Source organism: Agromyces sp. NPDC004153, assembly GCF_053603635.1.
The window spans coordinates 2,444,587-2,459,741 of the sequence record NZ_JBSGFY010000001.1 but is presented as its reverse complement, the minus strand read 5'-3'; the positions used below and the strand labels follow the sequence as shown (position 1 = coordinate 2,459,741).

19 protein-coding genes are annotated in these 15,155 nt (G+C 71.5%); 12 read left to right on the top strand and 7 right to left on the bottom strand.

What is annotated here, in order from left to right:
• Positions 1-100: 100 nt before the first annotated feature.
• Positions 101-517 (top strand): VOC family protein, encoded by a 417-nt coding sequence (locus tag ACWEOH_RS11545; RefSeq protein ID WP_452031046.1) that lies wholly within the window; start codon positions 101-103, stop codon positions 515-517.
• Positions 518-569: 52 nt separating this feature from the next.
• Here ACWEOH_RS11545 and ACWEOH_RS11540 read toward each other — a convergent pair whose 3' ends face one another.
• Positions 570-1,022, bottom strand: a complete 453-nt coding sequence (locus tag ACWEOH_RS11540) for a MarR family winged helix-turn-helix transcriptional regulator (protein ID WP_452031044.1) — start codon at positions 1,020-1,022, stop codon at positions 570-572.
• 129 nt (positions 1,023-1,151) lie between these two features.
• Between ACWEOH_RS11540 and ACWEOH_RS11535 the strand changes: the two genes are divergently transcribed.
• From ACWEOH_RS11535 to ACWEOH_RS11525, 3 genes are all read left to right on the top strand, one after another.
• On the top strand, positions 1,152-2,387 hold the full coding sequence (locus ACWEOH_RS11535; protein ID WP_452031042.1) for an MFS transporter: 1,236 nt from the start codon (positions 1,152-1,154) through the stop codon (positions 2,385-2,387).
• Positions 2,388-2,440: 53 nt separating this feature from the next.
• On the top strand, positions 2,441-3,142 hold the full coding sequence (locus tag ACWEOH_RS11530) for a type 1 glutamine amidotransferase domain-containing protein (protein WP_452031040.1): 702 nt from the start codon (positions 2,441-2,443) through the stop codon (positions 3,140-3,142).
• 104 nt (positions 3,143-3,246) lie between these two features.
• The gene (locus ACWEOH_RS11525; protein ID WP_452031038.1) at positions 3,247-3,690 is read left to right on the top strand and encodes a hypothetical protein; all 444 of its coding nucleotides are present in this window, start codon (positions 3,247-3,249) and stop codon (positions 3,688-3,690) included.
• 21 nt (positions 3,691-3,711) lie between these two features.
• Here the strand turns inward: ACWEOH_RS11525 and ACWEOH_RS11520 are convergent, their stop codons facing one another.
• Entirely contained in the window at positions 3,712-4,047 is a 336-nt protein-coding gene (locus ACWEOH_RS11520) for a TFIIB-type zinc ribbon-containing protein (RefSeq protein WP_452031036.1), read from the bottom strand.
• 124 nt (positions 4,048-4,171) lie between these two features.
• Complete coding sequence (locus ACWEOH_RS11515; protein ID WP_452031034.1) at positions 4,172-5,398, bottom strand: fatty acid desaturase family protein; 1,227 nt, start codon at positions 5,396-5,398, stop codon at positions 4,172-4,174.
• A 174-nt stretch (positions 5,399-5,572) separates the two neighbouring features.
• Between ACWEOH_RS11515 and ACWEOH_RS11510 the strand changes: the two genes are divergently transcribed.
• The 3 genes from ACWEOH_RS11510 to ACWEOH_RS11500 are packed head-to-tail and all read left to right on the top strand — an operon-like array spanning position 5,573 to position 8,427.
• The gene (locus ACWEOH_RS11510) at positions 5,573-5,929 is read left to right on the top strand and encodes a hypothetical protein (protein WP_452031032.1); all 357 of its coding nucleotides are present in this window, start codon (positions 5,573-5,575) and stop codon (positions 5,927-5,929) included.
• Positions 5,929-7,500, top strand: a complete 1,572-nt coding sequence (locus tag ACWEOH_RS11505) for a M14 family zinc carboxypeptidase (RefSeq protein WP_452031030.1) — start codon at positions 5,929-5,931, stop codon at positions 7,498-7,500. The genes ACWEOH_RS11510 and ACWEOH_RS11505 overlap by 1 nt, the downstream gene beginning before the upstream one ends.
• A 54-nt stretch (positions 7,501-7,554) precedes the next feature.
• Complete coding sequence (locus ACWEOH_RS11500) at positions 7,555-8,427, top strand: NAD-dependent epimerase/dehydratase family protein (protein ID WP_452031028.1); 873 nt, start codon at positions 7,555-7,557, stop codon at positions 8,425-8,427.
• Between the two features lie 87 nt (positions 8,428-8,514).
• Here ACWEOH_RS11500 and ACWEOH_RS11495 read toward each other — a convergent pair whose 3' ends face one another.
• Positions 8,515-8,718, bottom strand: a complete 204-nt coding sequence (locus ACWEOH_RS11495; RefSeq protein WP_056733649.1) for a cold-shock protein — start codon at positions 8,716-8,718, stop codon at positions 8,515-8,517.
• A 431-nt stretch (positions 8,719-9,149) separates the two neighbouring features.
• On the opposite strand from ACWEOH_RS11495, the gene ACWEOH_RS11490 reads away from it, so the two are divergent.
• The 4 genes from ACWEOH_RS11490 to ACWEOH_RS11475 are packed head-to-tail and all read left to right on the top strand — an operon-like array spanning position 9,150 to position 11,191.
• Positions 9,150-9,695, top strand: a complete 546-nt coding sequence (locus ACWEOH_RS11490) for a VanZ family protein (protein WP_452031026.1) — start codon at positions 9,150-9,152, stop codon at positions 9,693-9,695.
• Positions 9,696-9,726: 31 nt separating this feature from the next.
• Positions 9,727-10,542, top strand: a complete 816-nt coding sequence (locus ACWEOH_RS11485; RefSeq protein ID WP_452031024.1) for a sulfite exporter TauE/SafE family protein — start codon at positions 9,727-9,729, stop codon at positions 10,540-10,542.
• Positions 10,535-10,888, top strand: coding sequence for a DUF2510 domain-containing protein (locus ACWEOH_RS11480; RefSeq protein WP_452031022.1), 354 nt, complete (start codon positions 10,535-10,537; stop codon positions 10,886-10,888). Before ACWEOH_RS11485 ends, ACWEOH_RS11480 begins: the two co-directional genes overlap by 8 nt.
• Positions 10,889-10,897: 9 nt before the next feature.
• Positions 10,898-11,191 (top strand): DUF1905 domain-containing protein, encoded by a 294-nt coding sequence (locus tag ACWEOH_RS11475; protein WP_148733556.1) that lies wholly within the window; start codon positions 10,898-10,900, stop codon positions 11,189-11,191.
• Positions 11,192-11,294: 103 nt separating this feature from the next.
• Here the strand turns inward: ACWEOH_RS11475 and ACWEOH_RS11470 are convergent, their stop codons facing one another.
• Both ACWEOH_RS11470 and ACWEOH_RS11465 read right to left on the bottom strand, forming a co-directional pair.
• Positions 11,295-12,521: an RNA polymerase sigma factor gene (locus ACWEOH_RS11470; RefSeq protein ID WP_452031020.1), complete on the bottom strand. Its 1,227-nt coding sequence runs from the start codon at positions 12,519-12,521 to the stop codon at positions 11,295-11,297.
• A gap of 40 nt (positions 12,522-12,561) precedes the next feature.
• On the bottom strand, positions 12,562-12,936 hold the full coding sequence (locus tag ACWEOH_RS11465) for a YciI family protein (protein WP_452031018.1): 375 nt from the start codon (positions 12,934-12,936) through the stop codon (positions 12,562-12,564).
• 264 nt (positions 12,937-13,200) lie between these two features.
• Between ACWEOH_RS11465 and ACWEOH_RS11460 the strand changes: the two genes are divergently transcribed.
• Positions 13,201-14,340: a carboxylate-amine ligase gene (locus ACWEOH_RS11460; protein ID WP_452031017.1), complete on the top strand. Its 1,140-nt coding sequence runs from the start codon at positions 13,201-13,203 to the stop codon at positions 14,338-14,340.
• Positions 14,341-14,366: 26 nt separating this feature from the next.
• On the opposite strand, the gene ACWEOH_RS11455 is transcribed toward ACWEOH_RS11460, so the two are convergent.
• On the bottom strand, positions 14,367-14,987 hold the full coding sequence (locus ACWEOH_RS11455; RefSeq protein WP_452031015.1) for a PKD domain-containing protein: 621 nt from the start codon (positions 14,985-14,987) through the stop codon (positions 14,367-14,369).
• Positions 14,988-15,155: the final 168 nt, after the last annotated feature.

The following is a 15,155-nucleotide window of genomic DNA, read 5'->3' as shown; positions in this document are numbered from 1 at the left end:
CATCCCGGATGGTCGTCAAGAGTTTGCCGGGACCCCCTCGCATCGCCGCGGCATCCGGAGCAGAATCGGGCGGAGGACCGACGACGATCTGGAGGCCACGATGGTCACGCTCAACCCGTACCTGAACTTCCGCGACAACGCCCGCGAGGCGATGGAGTTCTACCACTCCGTCTTCGGGGGCGACCTCAACGTCTCGACGTTCGCCGACTTCCAGTCGGCCGAGGACCCCGCAGAGAACGACCTCGTGATGCACGCCCAGCTCGACGGGCCGGGCCTCACGCTCATGGGCGCGGACACGCCCAAGCGCATGGACTACAACGGCATCTCGGGATTCTCGGTGTCGCTCTCGGGCACGAACGACGAGGATGCGACGCTGCGCGGCTACTGGGACAAGCTCGCCGACGGCGGCACCGTCGTGCAGCCGCTCGAGGTCGCGCCCTGGGGCGACGCCTTCGGCATGCTCGTCGACCGCTTCGGCGTGAGCTGGCTCGTCAACATCGGCGGCGCGGCCGCCTGACGATCACGACGCGGCATCCGTCACCTCAGGCGGCGGATGCCGCGTCGACGCGTCAGCGGGTCGGCACGGCTGCGCCGTGCAGCGCCTCGACGACGGGCGCGAGCTCGGGCTGATCCGCGGCCTCGGCGAGCACGCGTTCGAGCGTCTCGTTGTGGATCGGCCGCGCACGCTCGTAGAGCGCACGGCCGGCCGGCGTGAGCTCGGTGTAGATGCCGCGCCGGTCGTCGGCGCAGAGGATGCGCGTGAGCAGCGCGCGATCCTCGAGCCGGTTCACGAGGCGCGTGGTGGCGCTCGGGCTGAGGGCTGCGGCGCGCGCGAGCTGCTGCATGCGCATGTGCCAGCCGTCCTGCCGGCTCAGCGCGTCGAGCACGGTGTACTCGACGACCGAGAGGTCGACGGATGCGGCGAGCGCGCGCTCGAGCTCCGCCTCGATCATGCCGTGCAGGGCGGCCAGCGTGCGCCAGCCCTGTGCGCGCACCTCGACCGCGTCGTCGGCGATGCCCATGTGATGCTCCTCGGATCTCGTTCCGAAAGTAGTTGCTTGCGCTTTGTATTTGCGTGTGCAAGTATTGTGCCCGCGTTCGCAATAGAGCGCGTCTGCAACTATCTTACCCCTTCCCAGGAGATCTTCCGCATGCCACTCGGACTCGTCGCCCTCGCCATCGGGGGCTTCGGCATCGGCCTCACCGAATTCGTCATCATGGGCCTGCTGCCCGAGGTGGCCGCCGACTACGGCGTCACCGAGGCCGCGGCGGGCTGGCTCATCTCGGGCTACGCGCTCGCCGTCGTCGTGGGCGCGCTCGGACTCACCGCCGCCACCACCCGTCTCCCCCGCAAGCCCGTGCTCATGGGCCTGCTCGTGCTCTTCATCGTCGGCAACGCGCTGTCGGCGCTGGCCCCGACGTACGAGCTCATGATGACGGGCCGCGTCATCGCGGCGCTCTGCCACGGCGCGTTCTTCGGCATCGGCTCGGTCGTCGCAGCCGGTCTCGTCGCGCCCGAGAAGGCCGCCGGCGCCATCGCGATCATGTTCACGGGTCTCACCGCCGCGAACGTGCTCGGCGTGCCGTTCGGCACGTTCCTCGGCCAGCAGTTCGGCTGGCGCTCGACGTTCTGGGTGATCGCGGCGATCGGCGTGCTCGCGCTCGTCGGCATCGCCACGCTCGTCCCCGCGCTCCACCGCGACGGGCCGGCCCCGAGCCTGCGTCGCGAGCTCGGCGCCTTCCGCTCGGGACAGGTGTGGCTCTCGCTCCTCGTCACCGTGCTCGGCTTCGGCGGCATGTTCGGGGCGTTCACCTACATCGCCTACACGCTCACCGAGGTGAGCGGCTTCGCGGCGAACGCGGTGCCGTGGCTCCTCGTGCTCTTCGGCGCGGGCCTCGTCGTCGGCAACTGGGTCGGCGGACGCCTCGCCGACCGCTCGATCGACGGCACGCTGCTCGCCTTCATCGGCGCACTCGTCGTCGTGCTGGCGCTCTTCGCCTGGCTCGCCTGGAGCCCCGTCGCCACCGTGGTGCTGCTCGTGCTCATGGGCGCCTTCGGGTTCGGCACCGTGCCCGGGCTCCAGAGCCGCATCATGCGCTACGCCGCCTCGGCCCCCACGCTCGCGTCGGGCGCGAACATCGGCGCGTTCAACCTCGGCAACGCGCTCGGCGCGTTCGCCGGCGGCGTCGGCATCACTGCGGGCCTCGGCTACACGTCGCCCATCTGGGCGGGCGCGGTCATCACGCTCGCTGCGCTCGCGGTCATGACGGTCGCGGCGGTCACGGCTCGTCGCGAAGGGCGAGCGGATGCCGCGACGACGCCCGCAGCGGATGCCGCGACGACGCCCGCCTCGCCCGAGCGCGAGCCCGCGGCATCCGTCGCCTGAGTCGCACATCGACCAGGACCGAACCCGACCCCGCTTCGAGAACAGGAACACGAATGAGCGACATCCTCATGATCGTCAGCGGCGCGACCAGCCTCACCATGAAGGACGGGTCGGAGCATCCGACCGGCTTCTGGGCCGAGGAGCTCGTGACGGCGCACCGCGACCTCGTCGCGGCCGGCCACCGGATCACGATCGCGACGCCCGGCGGCGTCACGCCGACGGTGGATGCCGTGAGCCTGGACGCGGCCGCCGTCGGCAGCGCCGAGACGGCGCGCGAACTCGAGGCGTACCTCGCGTCGATCGCCGACGGGCTCACCGCCGCGGTGCCCGTCGCCGACGTCGACCCGGCCGACTACGCCGCGGTCGTGCTCCCGGGCGGCCACGGCCCGATGGCCGACCTCGCATCCGACCCGGCCGTCGGCCGCGTGCTCGTCGCCGCGAACGACGCCGGCACGATCATCGCGCCGTTCTGCCACGGACCCGCCGCGCTGCTGTCCGCGACGCTCGCCGACGGCACCAATGCCTTCGCCGGACGCCGCCTCACCGTCTTCACCGACGAGGAGGAGCGCACCGGCGGCACCGGCGAGAACACCCCGTGGTGGGTCGAGACCGCGCTCCGCGACGCCGGCGCCGTCATCGAGTCGGCTGCGCCCTGGAGCGACCACGTCGTCGTCGACGGCAATCTCATCACCGGGCAGAACCCCCAGTCGAGCGCCTCGGTCGCGCGCCGGGTGCTCGAGGCGCTCGCCGACTGACGCGGACGGCGCAGCGGCATCCGGTTGCCGCCCTCATTCGGGAGGTGCCGGCGCCCTCGTTCGGGAGGTGCCGCCGGCGCCCCGCACCCGCCATGATGGTGCTCATGCCCGAACCGGTCGACGTCGCCCCTGCCGACGCCCCCACGCCCCTGTCCGCCTCCGACTCGCCGCCGACTCCCGGGCCGCCGCTCGCCGGCGCAGCTGCACCTGCCGCGGCCTCGCCGACCGCTCCGGTCCCCGGGCGGACCCTCGGGATCGTCGGGTTCGCCCTCTCGTTCCTCGCGCTCGTCAACGTCGTCGCCCTCGCGCTGAGCATCGTCGCGCTCGTGCGATCGAAGCGAGCGGGCCACCAGAACGGGTTCGCGATCGCCGGCATCGTGATCGCGGGCGTCGGCGTCACGGTGACGCTCCTCATCCTCGGGGCGATCGTCCCGAACCTCGTGGATGCGGCACAGACCTGCGCCCAGCTCGGCACCGGCGTGCATGAGGTCGGGTCGTCGACCTACACCTGCACGCCCACGTCGTTCCACGTGTTCCGCCGCTTCTAGCGAGCGGCGGAGTGCTGCGACTCAGTCGAAGAGGTCGGAGAGCCAGCTCTCCTTCTTCTTCTTGCGGTAGCCCTGGTCGCCGTAGCCGCGATTGTCGTAGCCACGGTCGTAGCGGGGGTCGTACGACTGCTGCCCGTAGGCGGGCTGCTGGTACTGCGGCGGCGCGGGCGGTGCGGCCGGCGCAGCGGGGGCCTGGGCGGCCGACGCGGCCTGGCCGAATTCGCGGGCGTCGCGCTCGATGATCTTGTCGAGCTCGCCGCGGTCGAGCCACACGCCGCGGCACGTCGGGCAGTAGTCGATCTCGATGCCGCTGCGCTCGCTCATCACGAGCACGGTTCCGTCATTGGGGCACTGCATCGGGGGATCCTCCTCAGGGTCGTCCGCGAACATCGGCGTCACCATGACCCTATTGAGCGAAGCTCCGAAGACGCCGACACGTCGGCGTGATGCCCATCGAGGTCCCCGACGAACCGCACGAGCGTCAGGCCCGCCGGAAGCGATTCACCATCGGGCAGTCGAACGGATCCCTCGCAGAGAGTCCGACCTCGTTGAGGTAGCGGATGACGATCCCGTACGAGCGGACGAGCGTCGTCTCGGTGTAGGGCACGTCGAGCGTGCGGCAGTGCTCGCGCACGATCTCGCGCGCCTTCGCCAGGTGCGGGCGCGGCATGTTCGGGAAGAGGTGGTGCTCCACCTGGTAGTTGAGGCCGCCGAGCAGCGCGCTCGCCCAGAATCCGCCCGAGATGTTGCGTGAGGTGAGCACCTGCTTCGAGAGGAAGTCGAGCTTCGCATCGGCCGGGATGAGCGGCATGCCCTTGTGGTTCGGCGCGAACGAGGCGCCCATGTACACCCCGAAGACGGCGAGTTGCACGCCGATGAACGCGAATGCCATGCCAAGGGGAAGGACCCAGAAGATCGCGCCGACGTACACGGTGAATCGCGCGGCGATGAGCCCGAGCTCGATCCATCGACCTTTGACCGGCCCGCGGTCGAAGAGGGTCCGGATGGACCGGGCGTGCAGGTTGAGGCCCTCGAGCGTGAGCAGCGGGAAGAACAGCCAGCCCTGTCGGCGCGTGATGAGCGCGAGCACGCCGCGCTGCCTCGCGGCATCCGTCTCGGTGAAGGAGATCGTGTCGAACTCGATGTCGGGGTCCTTGCCGAGCCGGTTCGGGTTGGCGTGATGGCGGGTGTGCTTCGTCATCCACCACGAGTAGCTGATGCCGACGACGCCGGCGGCGAGGATCCGCCCGATGCGGTCGTTGGCGGGCCCGGACTCCAGTACCTGGCGGTGCGACGCCTCGTGCGCGAGGAACGCGAACTGCGTGAAGATGAGCCCGAGCGCGCCGGCCATGAGGAGCTGGAACCAGGAGTCGCCGAGCAGGATGAACCCCGTGATGGCGCCGCCGAGGGCGAGCGTCAGCAGCGACACGAGTCCGAGGTAGAACCAGCGCGTGCGATGCAGGAGACCGGATTCTCGGACGACCCGGGAGAGGGCGGTGTAGCTGCGGGTGATGTCGGCAGAGCCGGTGCGGGGCTTGGTGGCCCTGATCGCACCGAGCGTTTCGGTGTGTGAGATGTCGGATTCCCAGCGGGTCGTCGACTTCCCAGCCGGGTCACGCGGGCGATCGCCCGCTGCAGATGCTCGAACGCTACGGCCCCGACATGAACACGGCCTGTGAGGCGCGCCGGATGCCGCGTCCACCGGCATCCAGTGGCCCGCCTCACGTGAGGTTGCGTCACTTCTGCGGCGGGAGTACGTTGACGCCCAGAGGGGTCCGGGGGGAGCCCGTTCGACGCGCCCGCGCGAGTCGACATGCCCGCGCGAGCGCGCCGGGCGCGCCATCGACCTTCGGGCGTGCCATCGACCTGAGGGGGAAGTCTCATGGCCAGGCGATCGAAGCGCGCAGAGCGCGATGACGGCGACGACGGCGTCGACGAGAGGCCGGGTCGTCAGGACGGCGGCCGCTTCGAGGCGACGGTGCACCCGGGCGAGCGCGACGTCGCGCTGAGCCAGGTGTCCGACCTCGACCTCGACCGCATCCCCGATCCGCAGGGCGGGGTGCGCGTCGTCGTCACGGCGGAGGAGCTCGCCGAGCTCGTGCGACGCGGCTACGAGGTGCGGGTGTTCCGCACCGTGCCGATCGAGCCGCTCGATCCGAAGCTCATCCAGTCCGACGAGGACGCGAAGCGCTGGCTCGACGAACGCGTCGCCGGCATCCCGCGTGAGGAGGAGGGCTGATGTACCGCACGGTCGCGCAGCTCGACTCGCTGACGCAGCTCCTCGCCACGTGGTTCCCCGACTTCTTCACGCGGATCCAGCTCCCCGAGGCATCCGTGCAGGGACGCCCCGTCTTCGCCCTCCGGCTGCGCGCCGGCACGGGACCCGAGCGACGCGGCGTGCTGCTCGTCGGCGGCACGCACGCGCGCGAGCTCATGAATCCCGACGCGATCGTCGAGCTCGCCGTCGACCTGTTCACGAGCTACGTCAACGAGCGCGACCTCGTCTACGGCGGCCGGCGCTGGCCCGCCGCCGACGTCAAGCTCATGCTCGAGGCCCTCGACATCTGGATGGTGCCGTGCGTGAACCCCGACGGACGGGTCCACGTGATGACGGTCGACGGGATGTGGCGCAAGAACCGCCGGACGAACGCGGGCACGTCGTGCATCGGCGTCGACCTCAACCGCAACGCCGACTTCGTGTGGGGCGTGACGCAGGGACAGACCTCGTGCAACCCGTGCACCGACATCTACGTCGGGCCGAGCGCATTCAGCGAGCCCGAGAACCGCAACGTCAAGCACCTGCTCGACACGCACCGGGTCGACACGTTCGTCGACGTGCACTCGTACTCCGAGCTCATCCTCTGGCCGTGGGGGCACGCCCCGACGCAGACGACCGATCCGTCGAAGAAGTTCACGACCCTGCCGACCGGCACGTGCGCGCCCATCGGCATCCCGGGGTACCAGGAGTACCTCGCGCCGCGCGACCTGCAGCGGTTCAAGACCGTGGGCGGACGCATCCGCGACGCCATCGCGGCCGTGCGCGGCCGCACCTACGCGAATCAGGCGAGCGTCGCCCTCTACCCCACCACCGGCACGTGGAGCGACTACGCCTACGGCCGGCACATCGCGAGCTCCCGCCTCGGCAAGACCTACGGGTTCACGTTCGAGACGGGGCCCTACGTGGGCTCGGCCGAGGAGTCGTTCCACCCCGCCGACCCCGAGCCCGTCAAGCGCGACGCGAAGTCGGGCATGGTGGCGCTGCTCCAGCAGAGCATCTGCGCGATCGAGCTCATCGGACTCCAGTTCTTCCGCGCGCAGACCGAGGTCAACGCGCTCCGGAAGGTGCGCGACAAGCTGCTCGCCACGACCGACGCCGGACGCGAGTGGATCGCCCTGTTCGAGCGCGTCGAGGTGCCCGTCCTCGCGGCGGCGCTCGGCGACCGCGACCTGCTCGGCGAGACCGCCGAGCTCATGAAGCGCAGCGCGGGCCTCGCCCGCGACGACACGGTGAAGCTCACGGCCGAGGAGGTCGACGCTGGGGTGAAGGTCGTGCGGCGGCTCCGGACGCGCGTCGACGACCCCGAGCTGCGGAAGGACCTCCGCGCGATCGAGGTCCACCTCGACGCCATGCGCGGCGTCACGATGGCGAAGGCGATCGAGCGCCTGATGGCGCAGCCGCCGGGCGCGAAGCCGAAGGGGCCGGCGGCGCGCGGCCGGGCGACGACCGGGTCGAACGCGAAGCCGAAGGCGCTCGAGAACGGCGCACCGACGGCGAAGGCTGCGGCGAAGCCGCGCACGCGAGCGCGGTGAACGGCGACGGATGCCGCAACGCGCCGCCGCGGCATCCGGTGCCAGACTTGGGGCATGCGCATCGCCGTCACCGGTGGCTCGGGCAAGCTCGGCCGCACCGTCGTCCGCACGCTCCGCGACGAGGGCCACGAGGTGGTGAACCTCGACCAGCAGGGGGACCGCGAGTCGGTGACCCGCGTCGACCTCACCGACTACGGGCAGGTGATCGACGCCATCGCGGGCGTCGACGACCGGCACGCCGGGGTCGACGCGATCGTGCATCTCGCCGCGATCCCGGCGCCCGGCATCGTGAGCGACGTCGCGACGTTCCACAACAACATGCTGTCGACGTTCAACGCGTTCCAGGCGGCCCGCCGTCTCGGCATCACGCGCATCGTGTACGCCTCGAGCGAGACCGTGCTCGGCCTCCCGTTCGACGTGCCGCCGCCCTACATCCCCGTCGACGAGGAGTACGCGGCCCGGCCCGAGAGCACCTACTCGCTCGTGAAGCACCTCGAGGAGCAGATGGCGATCGAGCTCGTGCGCTGGCACCCCGAGCTCTCGATCACGGCGCTGCGCTTCTCGAACGTGATGGACCCCGCCGACTACGACGCGTTCCCGTCGTTCGACGCCGACGCGAGCCTGCGCAAGTGGAACCTCTGGGGCTACATCGACGCGCGCGACGGCGCACAGGCCGTGAGCCTCGCGCTCGCCACGGCGCACCCCGGGTTCGAGCGCTACATCATCGCCGCGGCCGACACGGTCATGACCCGACCGAACGCCGAGCTCGTCGCCGAGGTGTTCCCCGACGTGCCCGTGCGCGGTGACCTCGGGGTCAACGACACGATGCTCTCGATCGACAAGGCGCGCCGGATGCTCGGGTATGAGCCGCGGCACTCGTGGCGCGACGAGGTGACGGATGCCGCGGCATCCGTGCGCCCCAGCTGAGCCCGATCCTCATCATCGGGTCGGGCGCCGGCCGAGACGACGGACGCCGTCGCGAGCGAGTCACGACGGCGTCCGGTTGTGCGAAGCCTAGAGCCCGCGGATGTTCTCGGCCTGCAGGCCCTTGGGACCCTGCGCCACCTCGAACTCGACCTTCTGGCCCTCTTCGAGCGAGCGGTAGCCGCTGCCCGTGATGGCGCTGAAGTGCGCGAAGACGTCGGCGCTGCCGTCGTCGGGGGCGATGAAGCCGAAGCCCTTTTCGGCGTTGAACCACTTGACGGTTCCGGTTGCCATACTGCTGTCCTTCTCTCATGCGGGCCGCCGGCTGCGTGCCCGGTGCGATCGGCGGTCGATCGCGGCTCCGGCGACACGGTGCCGCCGAGGCGTCTTGGGCGAGGGACGGAATGCGCTCGGCATCCGCCGTCTCGTATCGGGTCATGCCATGCGGATCGGTCCGCCTCCGGGCAATCAGGTGGAGGCGCGGGCGAATGCCCGCTGATGGAGGTCAACCAACACTAATGCACTCGGGCCGATCCGGCACGGTTTCATCCACAGGTGACGTGCGGTGACGTGGATCCCGGACCTGAACCGAGCGGTGCTCCCGACCCGGCCGCCTCGTCCGCGACCCCGAGCGACTCGTCCTCGACAGGTGGGCATTGCCGCCGATCGGCGGACATGCGGCAACGTGCCAGCGTGCTCATAGGGAACCGGAGGAGAATCGTGGGATGAACCGCCGCCCCCTGCGATTCGTCGCCCTCGCCTACGCAGCCCTCGTGCTGTGGGCGACGGTCGGGCCGACGCCCTGGCGCACGAGCAGCGGCAGCCAGCTCGACGGCGGCATCCTCAATCCCGAGTCGTGGACGGCGACGACCACCTGGACCACCGGCTACCTCTCCGAGATGGCGTTCAACGTGGCGCTGTTCATCCCGGTCGGCGTGCTCGCGGCCCTGCTCATCCCGCGCCGTCGCTGGGCGCTCGCGCTGCTCGCGGGGCTGGCGTTCACCACCGTCATCGAACTCATCCAGGTGCCAGAGCCGCACCGCATCTCCGACCCGCGCGACCTCGTGATGAACACGGCGGGCGCCGTGTTCGGCGTGCTGCTCGTGCTCGCCGGCCGCATGGTGCGCCGATCCGCCCGGGTCGCCGCCGCGCTGCCGGTGCCGGCCATCGAGTCGCTGCCCGACGTCGTCGCCGACCCGTCGATGAGCGTCGGCGCCACCGAGCGCACCGAGTCCACCGTCCTGCTCGCGACCGGCGACCGCGCCGCCTGATCCGGCTGCCGCGCGCCGCTACGCTGGGCGGGTGACCTCCCCCGACGCTCCCGCCGATCAGGCGCGCGTGCCGTGGGTGCGGCTCGCGCTCGTCGGGGCGGCGGGCGGACTGCTGTCGGGCGCGTTCGGCGTCGGCGGCGGCATCCTCATGGTCCCGCTCCTCATCCTCTTCGCGCGCATGGACCAGCGGCGCGCGTCGGCCACCTCGCTCGCGGCCATCGTGCCCGCCGCCCTCGCGGGATCGCTCACCTACTTCGCGAACGGCGAGATCGACCTGCTCGCGGCGCTGTTCGTCGCGATCGGCGGCATCGTCGGGTCGTGGATCGGGTCGTGGCTGCTGCGCCGGCTCTCGCTCGGCTGGCTGCGGTGGCTGTTCGTCGGGCTGCTCATCGCGGTGGCGGTGCGCATGGTGCTCGTGGTGCCGGTGCGCGGTGACACGTCGATCGAGTTCGACGTCCTGCCCATCCTCGGCATGATCGCGCTCGGCATCGTGATCGGCATCGCCTCGGGCCTGTTCGGCATCGGCGGCGGCGTGATCATGGTGCCCGCGTTCATCGCGCTGTTCGGCATGAGCGACCTCGTGGCGAAGGGCACGTCGCTCGCCGTGATGCTCCCCACCGCGATCAGCGGCACGGTCGCGAACACGCGGGCGGGCATCGTCGACCTCCGGGTCGCACTCGTGGTCGGCATCGCGGCGACGATCGCCTCGTTCGGCGGCGTCGCCATCGCGTTCCTGCTCTCGCCCGAATGGTCGGCGTGGCTGTTCGCCGCGCTCATGGTCATCGCGGCCGTGCAGCTCGCGGTGCGCGCCGTGCGGCTCACGCGGAAGGAGCGCGACGATGCCTGAGCCTCGGCGCGCGGCCGGCTGGTACGACGACGACGCGGATGCCGCGCTCCTGCGCTACTGGGACGGCGCGAAGTGGAGTCCCCACACGGCGCCCCGGCCCGGGCACGATGACGCGCACGAGCGGCTGGTCGCGCTGTTCCGGGAGGACGCACCGCCCCGCAGGACTGCGCCGCACGCGGAGCCGGCGAGTGCGACGGTCGGGCCTGGCGTGGGTGGCACGACCGCGCCGACCGTCACCGTGACGCTGCCCGTGCGCGCCCCCGACGAGCACACCACGGTTCCGCTGCCCGACGAGCCGGCGGCGTCCGACCCGCGCGGCCGGCGGCGCGTCGGCGGTCGCCGGTAGCATCCGGGCATGCGATTCCGCTTCACGGCGCCGCTCTGGGAGTGGAGCGCGCAAGGCGGCTGGTTCTTCGTGACGCTGCCCGAAGAGATCGGCGACGACATCCGCGAGGTGCCGCGCATGCCGCGCGGCTTCGGGTCGGTGCGCGTGCGCGTCACGGTGGGCGGCACGACCTGGTCGACCTCGGTGTTCCCCGACTCGAAGCAGGGCAGCTACGTGCTGCCGGTGAAGAAGGCCGTGCGCACCGCCGAGCGCATCGAGGAGGGCGACGACGTCGAGGTCGCCCTCGAGGTCCTCGACCTCTGAACGCGCGCTGGAATCCCGCTGACGCGCGGGAATCCCGCCCGGTCGGGATTCCAGCGCACGGACGGGATTCCCGCGGTGCGTGCGCGATCCCGCGGGCGGCCGCTCAGCGGGCCGAGCTGCGCAGGCGCTCCGCCTTCGCGGCGAGGTAGCGCTGCTCGGGGCCGTTCAGTGTGCGGCGCGCGGCCTCCGCGAACGCGAGCGATGCGGCATCCGTCGACCCCGACTGCTCGAGCAGGTGCGCGCGCACGGCCCAGGTGCGGTGGTGGTCGGACAGCCCGCCGTCGTGTTCGGCCTCGGCGCGGTCGAGCGCTGCGAGTCCCGCCTCGGGGCCCTGCACCATGGCGAGGGCGACGATGCGTCCGAGCGTGACCATCGGGCTCGGGGCCATGCGCGCGAGCAGGTCGTAGAGCCCGAGGATCTCGAGCCAGTCGGTCGTCGCGGTCGAGTCCGCCTCGTCGTGCACCGCCGCGATCGCGGCCTGCAGCTGGTACGGGCCGACGGGCGCCCGATCGAGCACCTCGGTCACGAGCGCGACGCCCTCGTCGATCATGACCCGGTCCCAGCGGGAGCGGTCCTGCTCGTCGAGCGGCACGATCGCACCCGCGTCGTCGGTGCGGGCGGCACGGCGCGCGTCGGTGAGGAGCATCAGGGCGAGGAGCCCGGTCGTCTCGCCCGAGGCATCGGTGTCGGCGTCGTGGAGCTGCCGCGTGAGGCGGATCGCCTCGGCCGAGAGGTCGACCCGGGCGAGCCGGTCGCCCGAGCTCGCGGTGTGCCCCTCGGTGAAGACGAGGTAGAGCACGCTGCGGAGCGCGCCGAGCCGTGCTTCGAGCTCGTCGGGGCGCGGCATCCGGAAGCCCTCGTCGCTCGCCTTGATGCGCGCCTTCGCCCGCGAGATGCGCTGGGCGACGGTGGCCTCGGGCACGAGCAGCGAGCGCGCGATCTCGGCCGTGGTGAGCCCGCCGACCGCCCGCAGGGTGAGCGCCACCTGCGACGGGGTGGTGAGCGCCGGATGGCAGCAGAGCAGGAACAGGGCGAGGGTGTCGTCGACGGCGGGGATCGGCGTGGGCGGCGGCTCGAGGTCGGCGGCGAGCGACTCGCGGCGGCGGCGCGCGGCATCCGATCGCACCTGGTCGATGTATCGCCGCGACGACACCTGCACGAGCCACGCGCGCGGGCTGTCGGGCACGCCGTCGCGGGGCCACTGGGCGGATGCCGCGATGAGCGCCTCCTGCATGGCGTCCTCGCACGCCTCGAAGTCGCCGTAGCGCCGCACGAGCACTGCGAGCGCCGACGGTGCGGCATCTCGCAGTGCTCGGACGGCGTCGCTCACGGCGTCGCTCATCGCCTGGCCCGGCGTCGCGTTCGTCGCCTCAGACGTCGCCGCGGGCGGCCATGTCGAGCACCGGGCGCACCTCGATGAGCCCGAACTCGGCCTCGGGGAACCGGCCCGCGATCTCGACGGCGCGCGCCTCGGTCTCGCAGTCGACGAGGTAGAACCCGGCGAGCAGCTCCTTCGTCTCGGCGAAGGGCCCGTCGCTGGCCACGGCGCTGCCGTCGGCCTGCGTCACGCGCTTCGCGAGCGAGGCGTCGGCGAGCGCCTCGGCGGCCACGTACTCGCCGCTCGACACGAGCTCTTCGCTGATCGCCTGGTAGTAGGCGTAGCCCTCGGCCTGCTGCTCGGGCGTGAAGCTGTCCCACATCGCCCGCGACTCGGGGTTGCTATAGATCTGGATGAGGTACTTCATCGGAATAGCTCCTTCGATCGTGCATCGTCGTCGTTTCGTTCAGGAGGCTGGACCGCGCTCCCACCAGTATGTCGAGGCTGTCGGCGCGTTCTCGACACGTGCCCCCGGACGGGTCTTTCCGCCCGATGCGCCGTTCCCTCGGGGGTCACCGGATAGCCGAGATCCGTTCATCCGTCACGGGGTTGACAGGAGGATTCCAGCCACCGATGGTCGAATCGGGGGACAGTTTCGAGGTCAGGTCGGGGTCGGCGGAGGGGTCACGTCGTGAGGACGTTCGGAATCGAAGAGGAGTTCCAGTTCCTCGAGCGCATGACGCTGCGCCCGGCGGATGTCGCGGCCGACGTGTACGGCGCCCTGATGGCGTCGCCGCAGTGGGCCGACGTCACGCACAAGGAGTTCCTCGCCTCGCAGGTCGAGCACGCGTCGGCGGTGTTCTCCTCGCTCGAGGAGGCGCGATCGTCCCTGCTCGGCTTCCGGCGGTTCGTGGCCGAGCGCGCCGACGCGCTCGGCGTCGTCGCCGCGAGCGTGGGCACTCCCCCGCAGACGACGCCGTTCCCCTCGATCACCGACGTCGAGCGCTACCACCGCATCGTCGCCGACCTGGGCGGGATCATCGCCGACCACCAGCTGAGCGGCCTGCACGTCCACATCGGGGTGCCCGACCGCGAGGCGGGCGTCGTCGCGCTCAACGCCGTCCGGCCGTGGATGCCCCTCCTCACCGCCATCTCGACGAACTCTCCGCTGTGGCGTGGCCACGACACGGGCTACGACAGCTGGCGCACCATCCTGCTGCGCCGCTGGACGATCTCGGGCTGCCCGCCGTCGTTCATCGACGCCGCCGACTACGACCGCCGTGTCCACCGGCTCCTCGGCATCGGCGGCACGAAGGACCTCGGCCTGATCTCGTGGGACGTGCGCCTCTCCGAGCACCTCCCGACGATCGAGTTCCGCATGGCCGACGCGCAGCTCGACGTCGAGTCGACCCTGCTCGTCGCCGCGCTCTGCCGCGCGGTCGTGAGTCACGCACTCACGAGGCCCGCGGCGACGGATGCCGCGGCGAACGCCTCGGCCGAGGTGCCGCCCGAGCTGCTCAGCGCGGCGCTGCTGCACTCGGCGCACCACGGCATGCGCGCCGACGTGTTCGACCCGATCTCCGGCGGACTCGCTCCGGCCGGCGACGTGCTGGGCCGCTTCGTGCTCCTGCTCACGGACGAGCTCGAGGAGGAGGGCGACCTCGACGCCGTCCAGAGCTCGGTGCGACGTCTGCGCCGCGCGGGCACCGGCGCGGAGCGGCAGCGTGCGGCTTTCGCGATCGACGGCATGGCCGGGGTTCGGCGGTTGCTCGACGCGACCATCGTCGCGAACCAGGGCCGCAGCGGCGAGCCGACGACGTCGCCGCTGTAGGGATCGACCTCATCGTGGGCTGGAACTCAGCAGCCGGGCCCTGACGGGTCGGCGATGCAGTCGCCGCGCGTCAGCACGGTGTCGAACTCGCCCACGAGCACCCGCTGCGGCGGGCCCGTCACTGCGAGGGTGCCCGCGATGGACCGCCAGGGCGAACCCGCGAACCGGTACTCGGCGCGGAGTGCGACCTCCAGCTCCACCCTGAACTCACCCGGTGCAGGGTAGGCATGGCTCGTGGGCGTCGGGGTGAACTCGCGCTGCCCGAGGGCGTCCCACGTCGCGCCGGGGCTGCCCGACTCGACGATCCCGCCGTCGCTGTGGCTCCAGCGGTAGCCGACCGGGGTGAATCGCACGTCGGCGGGCTGCCCGAGCAAGGTGCCCGAGACCACCTCGACGGATGCCGCGGCCACGAAGTTCGCCGGCAGCCCGACCACCGCCCATCCCCCGGGCTCCATCCCGTTGCCGGGCGTCGCCGGGCGGAATGACGCGATGTCGCGGAGCGTCACGACGATCGGCGCCGCGGGCTCCTCCGGCGGCGCGGCCGGGTCGCCCGCGCAGAGCGTGAGGTTGTTGGGGCTGCAGTTGGCTGGTGGGGGCGGGGGTTGCGGCGGCTCCGAGGTGTCGCTGCCAACAGTTGGAGCGCCCACCGGCTGCTCGGATTCCTCAGTGGAGCCTTGCTCACCGCCTGGCCGAATGGCCTCGAGAATTGCCTCCCCTGTGCTGAGGCTGCCTCCAACATCGGGGCAGCCCAAACCCGCCAGCGCGTCAGAGCAGCCGCTACCACCATCCGCCTTCGCCGGCGACGCAATTGCCAT

Bases quoted from the DNA above. Each gene is read 5' to 3' on its own strand.
- ACWEOH_RS11520 (WP_452031036.1), bottom strand. From the start codon at position 4,047: ATGCAGTGCCCCAATGACGGAACCGTGCTCGTGATGAGCGAGCGCAGC.
- ACWEOH_RS11515 (WP_452031034.1), bottom strand. From the start codon at position 5,398: ATGCCGGTGGACGCGGCATCCGGCGCGCCTCACAGGCCGTGTTCATGT.
- ACWEOH_RS11475 (WP_148733556.1), top strand. From the start codon at position 10,898: ATGCGATTCCGCTTCACGGCGCCGCTCTGGGAGTGGAGCGCGCAAGGC.
- ACWEOH_RS11500 (WP_452031028.1), top strand. From the start codon at position 7,555: ATGCGCATCGCCGTCACCGGTGGCTCGGGCAAGCTCGGCCGCACCGTC.
- ACWEOH_RS11495 (WP_056733649.1), bottom strand. From the start codon at position 8,718: ATGGCAACCGGAACCGTCAAGTGGTTCAACGCCGAAAAGGGCTTCGGC.
- ACWEOH_RS11490 (WP_452031026.1), top strand. From the start codon at position 9,150: ATGAACCGCCGCCCCCTGCGATTCGTCGCCCTCGCCTACGCAGCCCTC.
- ACWEOH_RS11545 (WP_452031046.1), top strand. From the start codon at position 101: ATGGTCACGCTCAACCCGTACCTGAACTTCCGCGACAACGCCCGCGAG.
- ACWEOH_RS11525 (WP_452031038.1), top strand. From the start codon at position 3,247: ATGCCCGAACCGGTCGACGTCGCCCCTGCCGACGCCCCCACGCCCCTG.
- ACWEOH_RS11510 (WP_452031032.1), top strand. From the start codon at position 5,573: ATGGCCAGGCGATCGAAGCGCGCAGAGCGCGATGACGGCGACGACGGC.
- ACWEOH_RS11535 (WP_452031042.1), top strand. From the start codon at position 1,152: ATGCCACTCGGACTCGTCGCCCTCGCCATCGGGGGCTTCGGCATCGGC.
- ACWEOH_RS11480 (WP_452031022.1), top strand. From the start codon at position 10,535: ATGCCTGAGCCTCGGCGCGCGGCCGGCTGGTACGACGACGACGCGGAT.
- ACWEOH_RS11505 (WP_452031030.1), top strand. From the start codon at position 5,929: ATGTACCGCACGGTCGCGCAGCTCGACTCGCTGACGCAGCTCCTCGCC.
- ACWEOH_RS11465 (WP_452031018.1), bottom strand. From the start codon at position 12,936: ATGAAGTACCTCATCCAGATCTATAGCAACCCCGAGTCGCGGGCGATG.
- ACWEOH_RS11530 (WP_452031040.1), top strand. From the start codon at position 2,441: ATGAGCGACATCCTCATGATCGTCAGCGGCGCGACCAGCCTCACCATG.
- ACWEOH_RS11540 (WP_452031044.1), bottom strand. From the start codon at position 1,022: ATGGGCATCGCCGACGACGCGGTCGAGGTGCGCGCACAGGGCTGGCGC.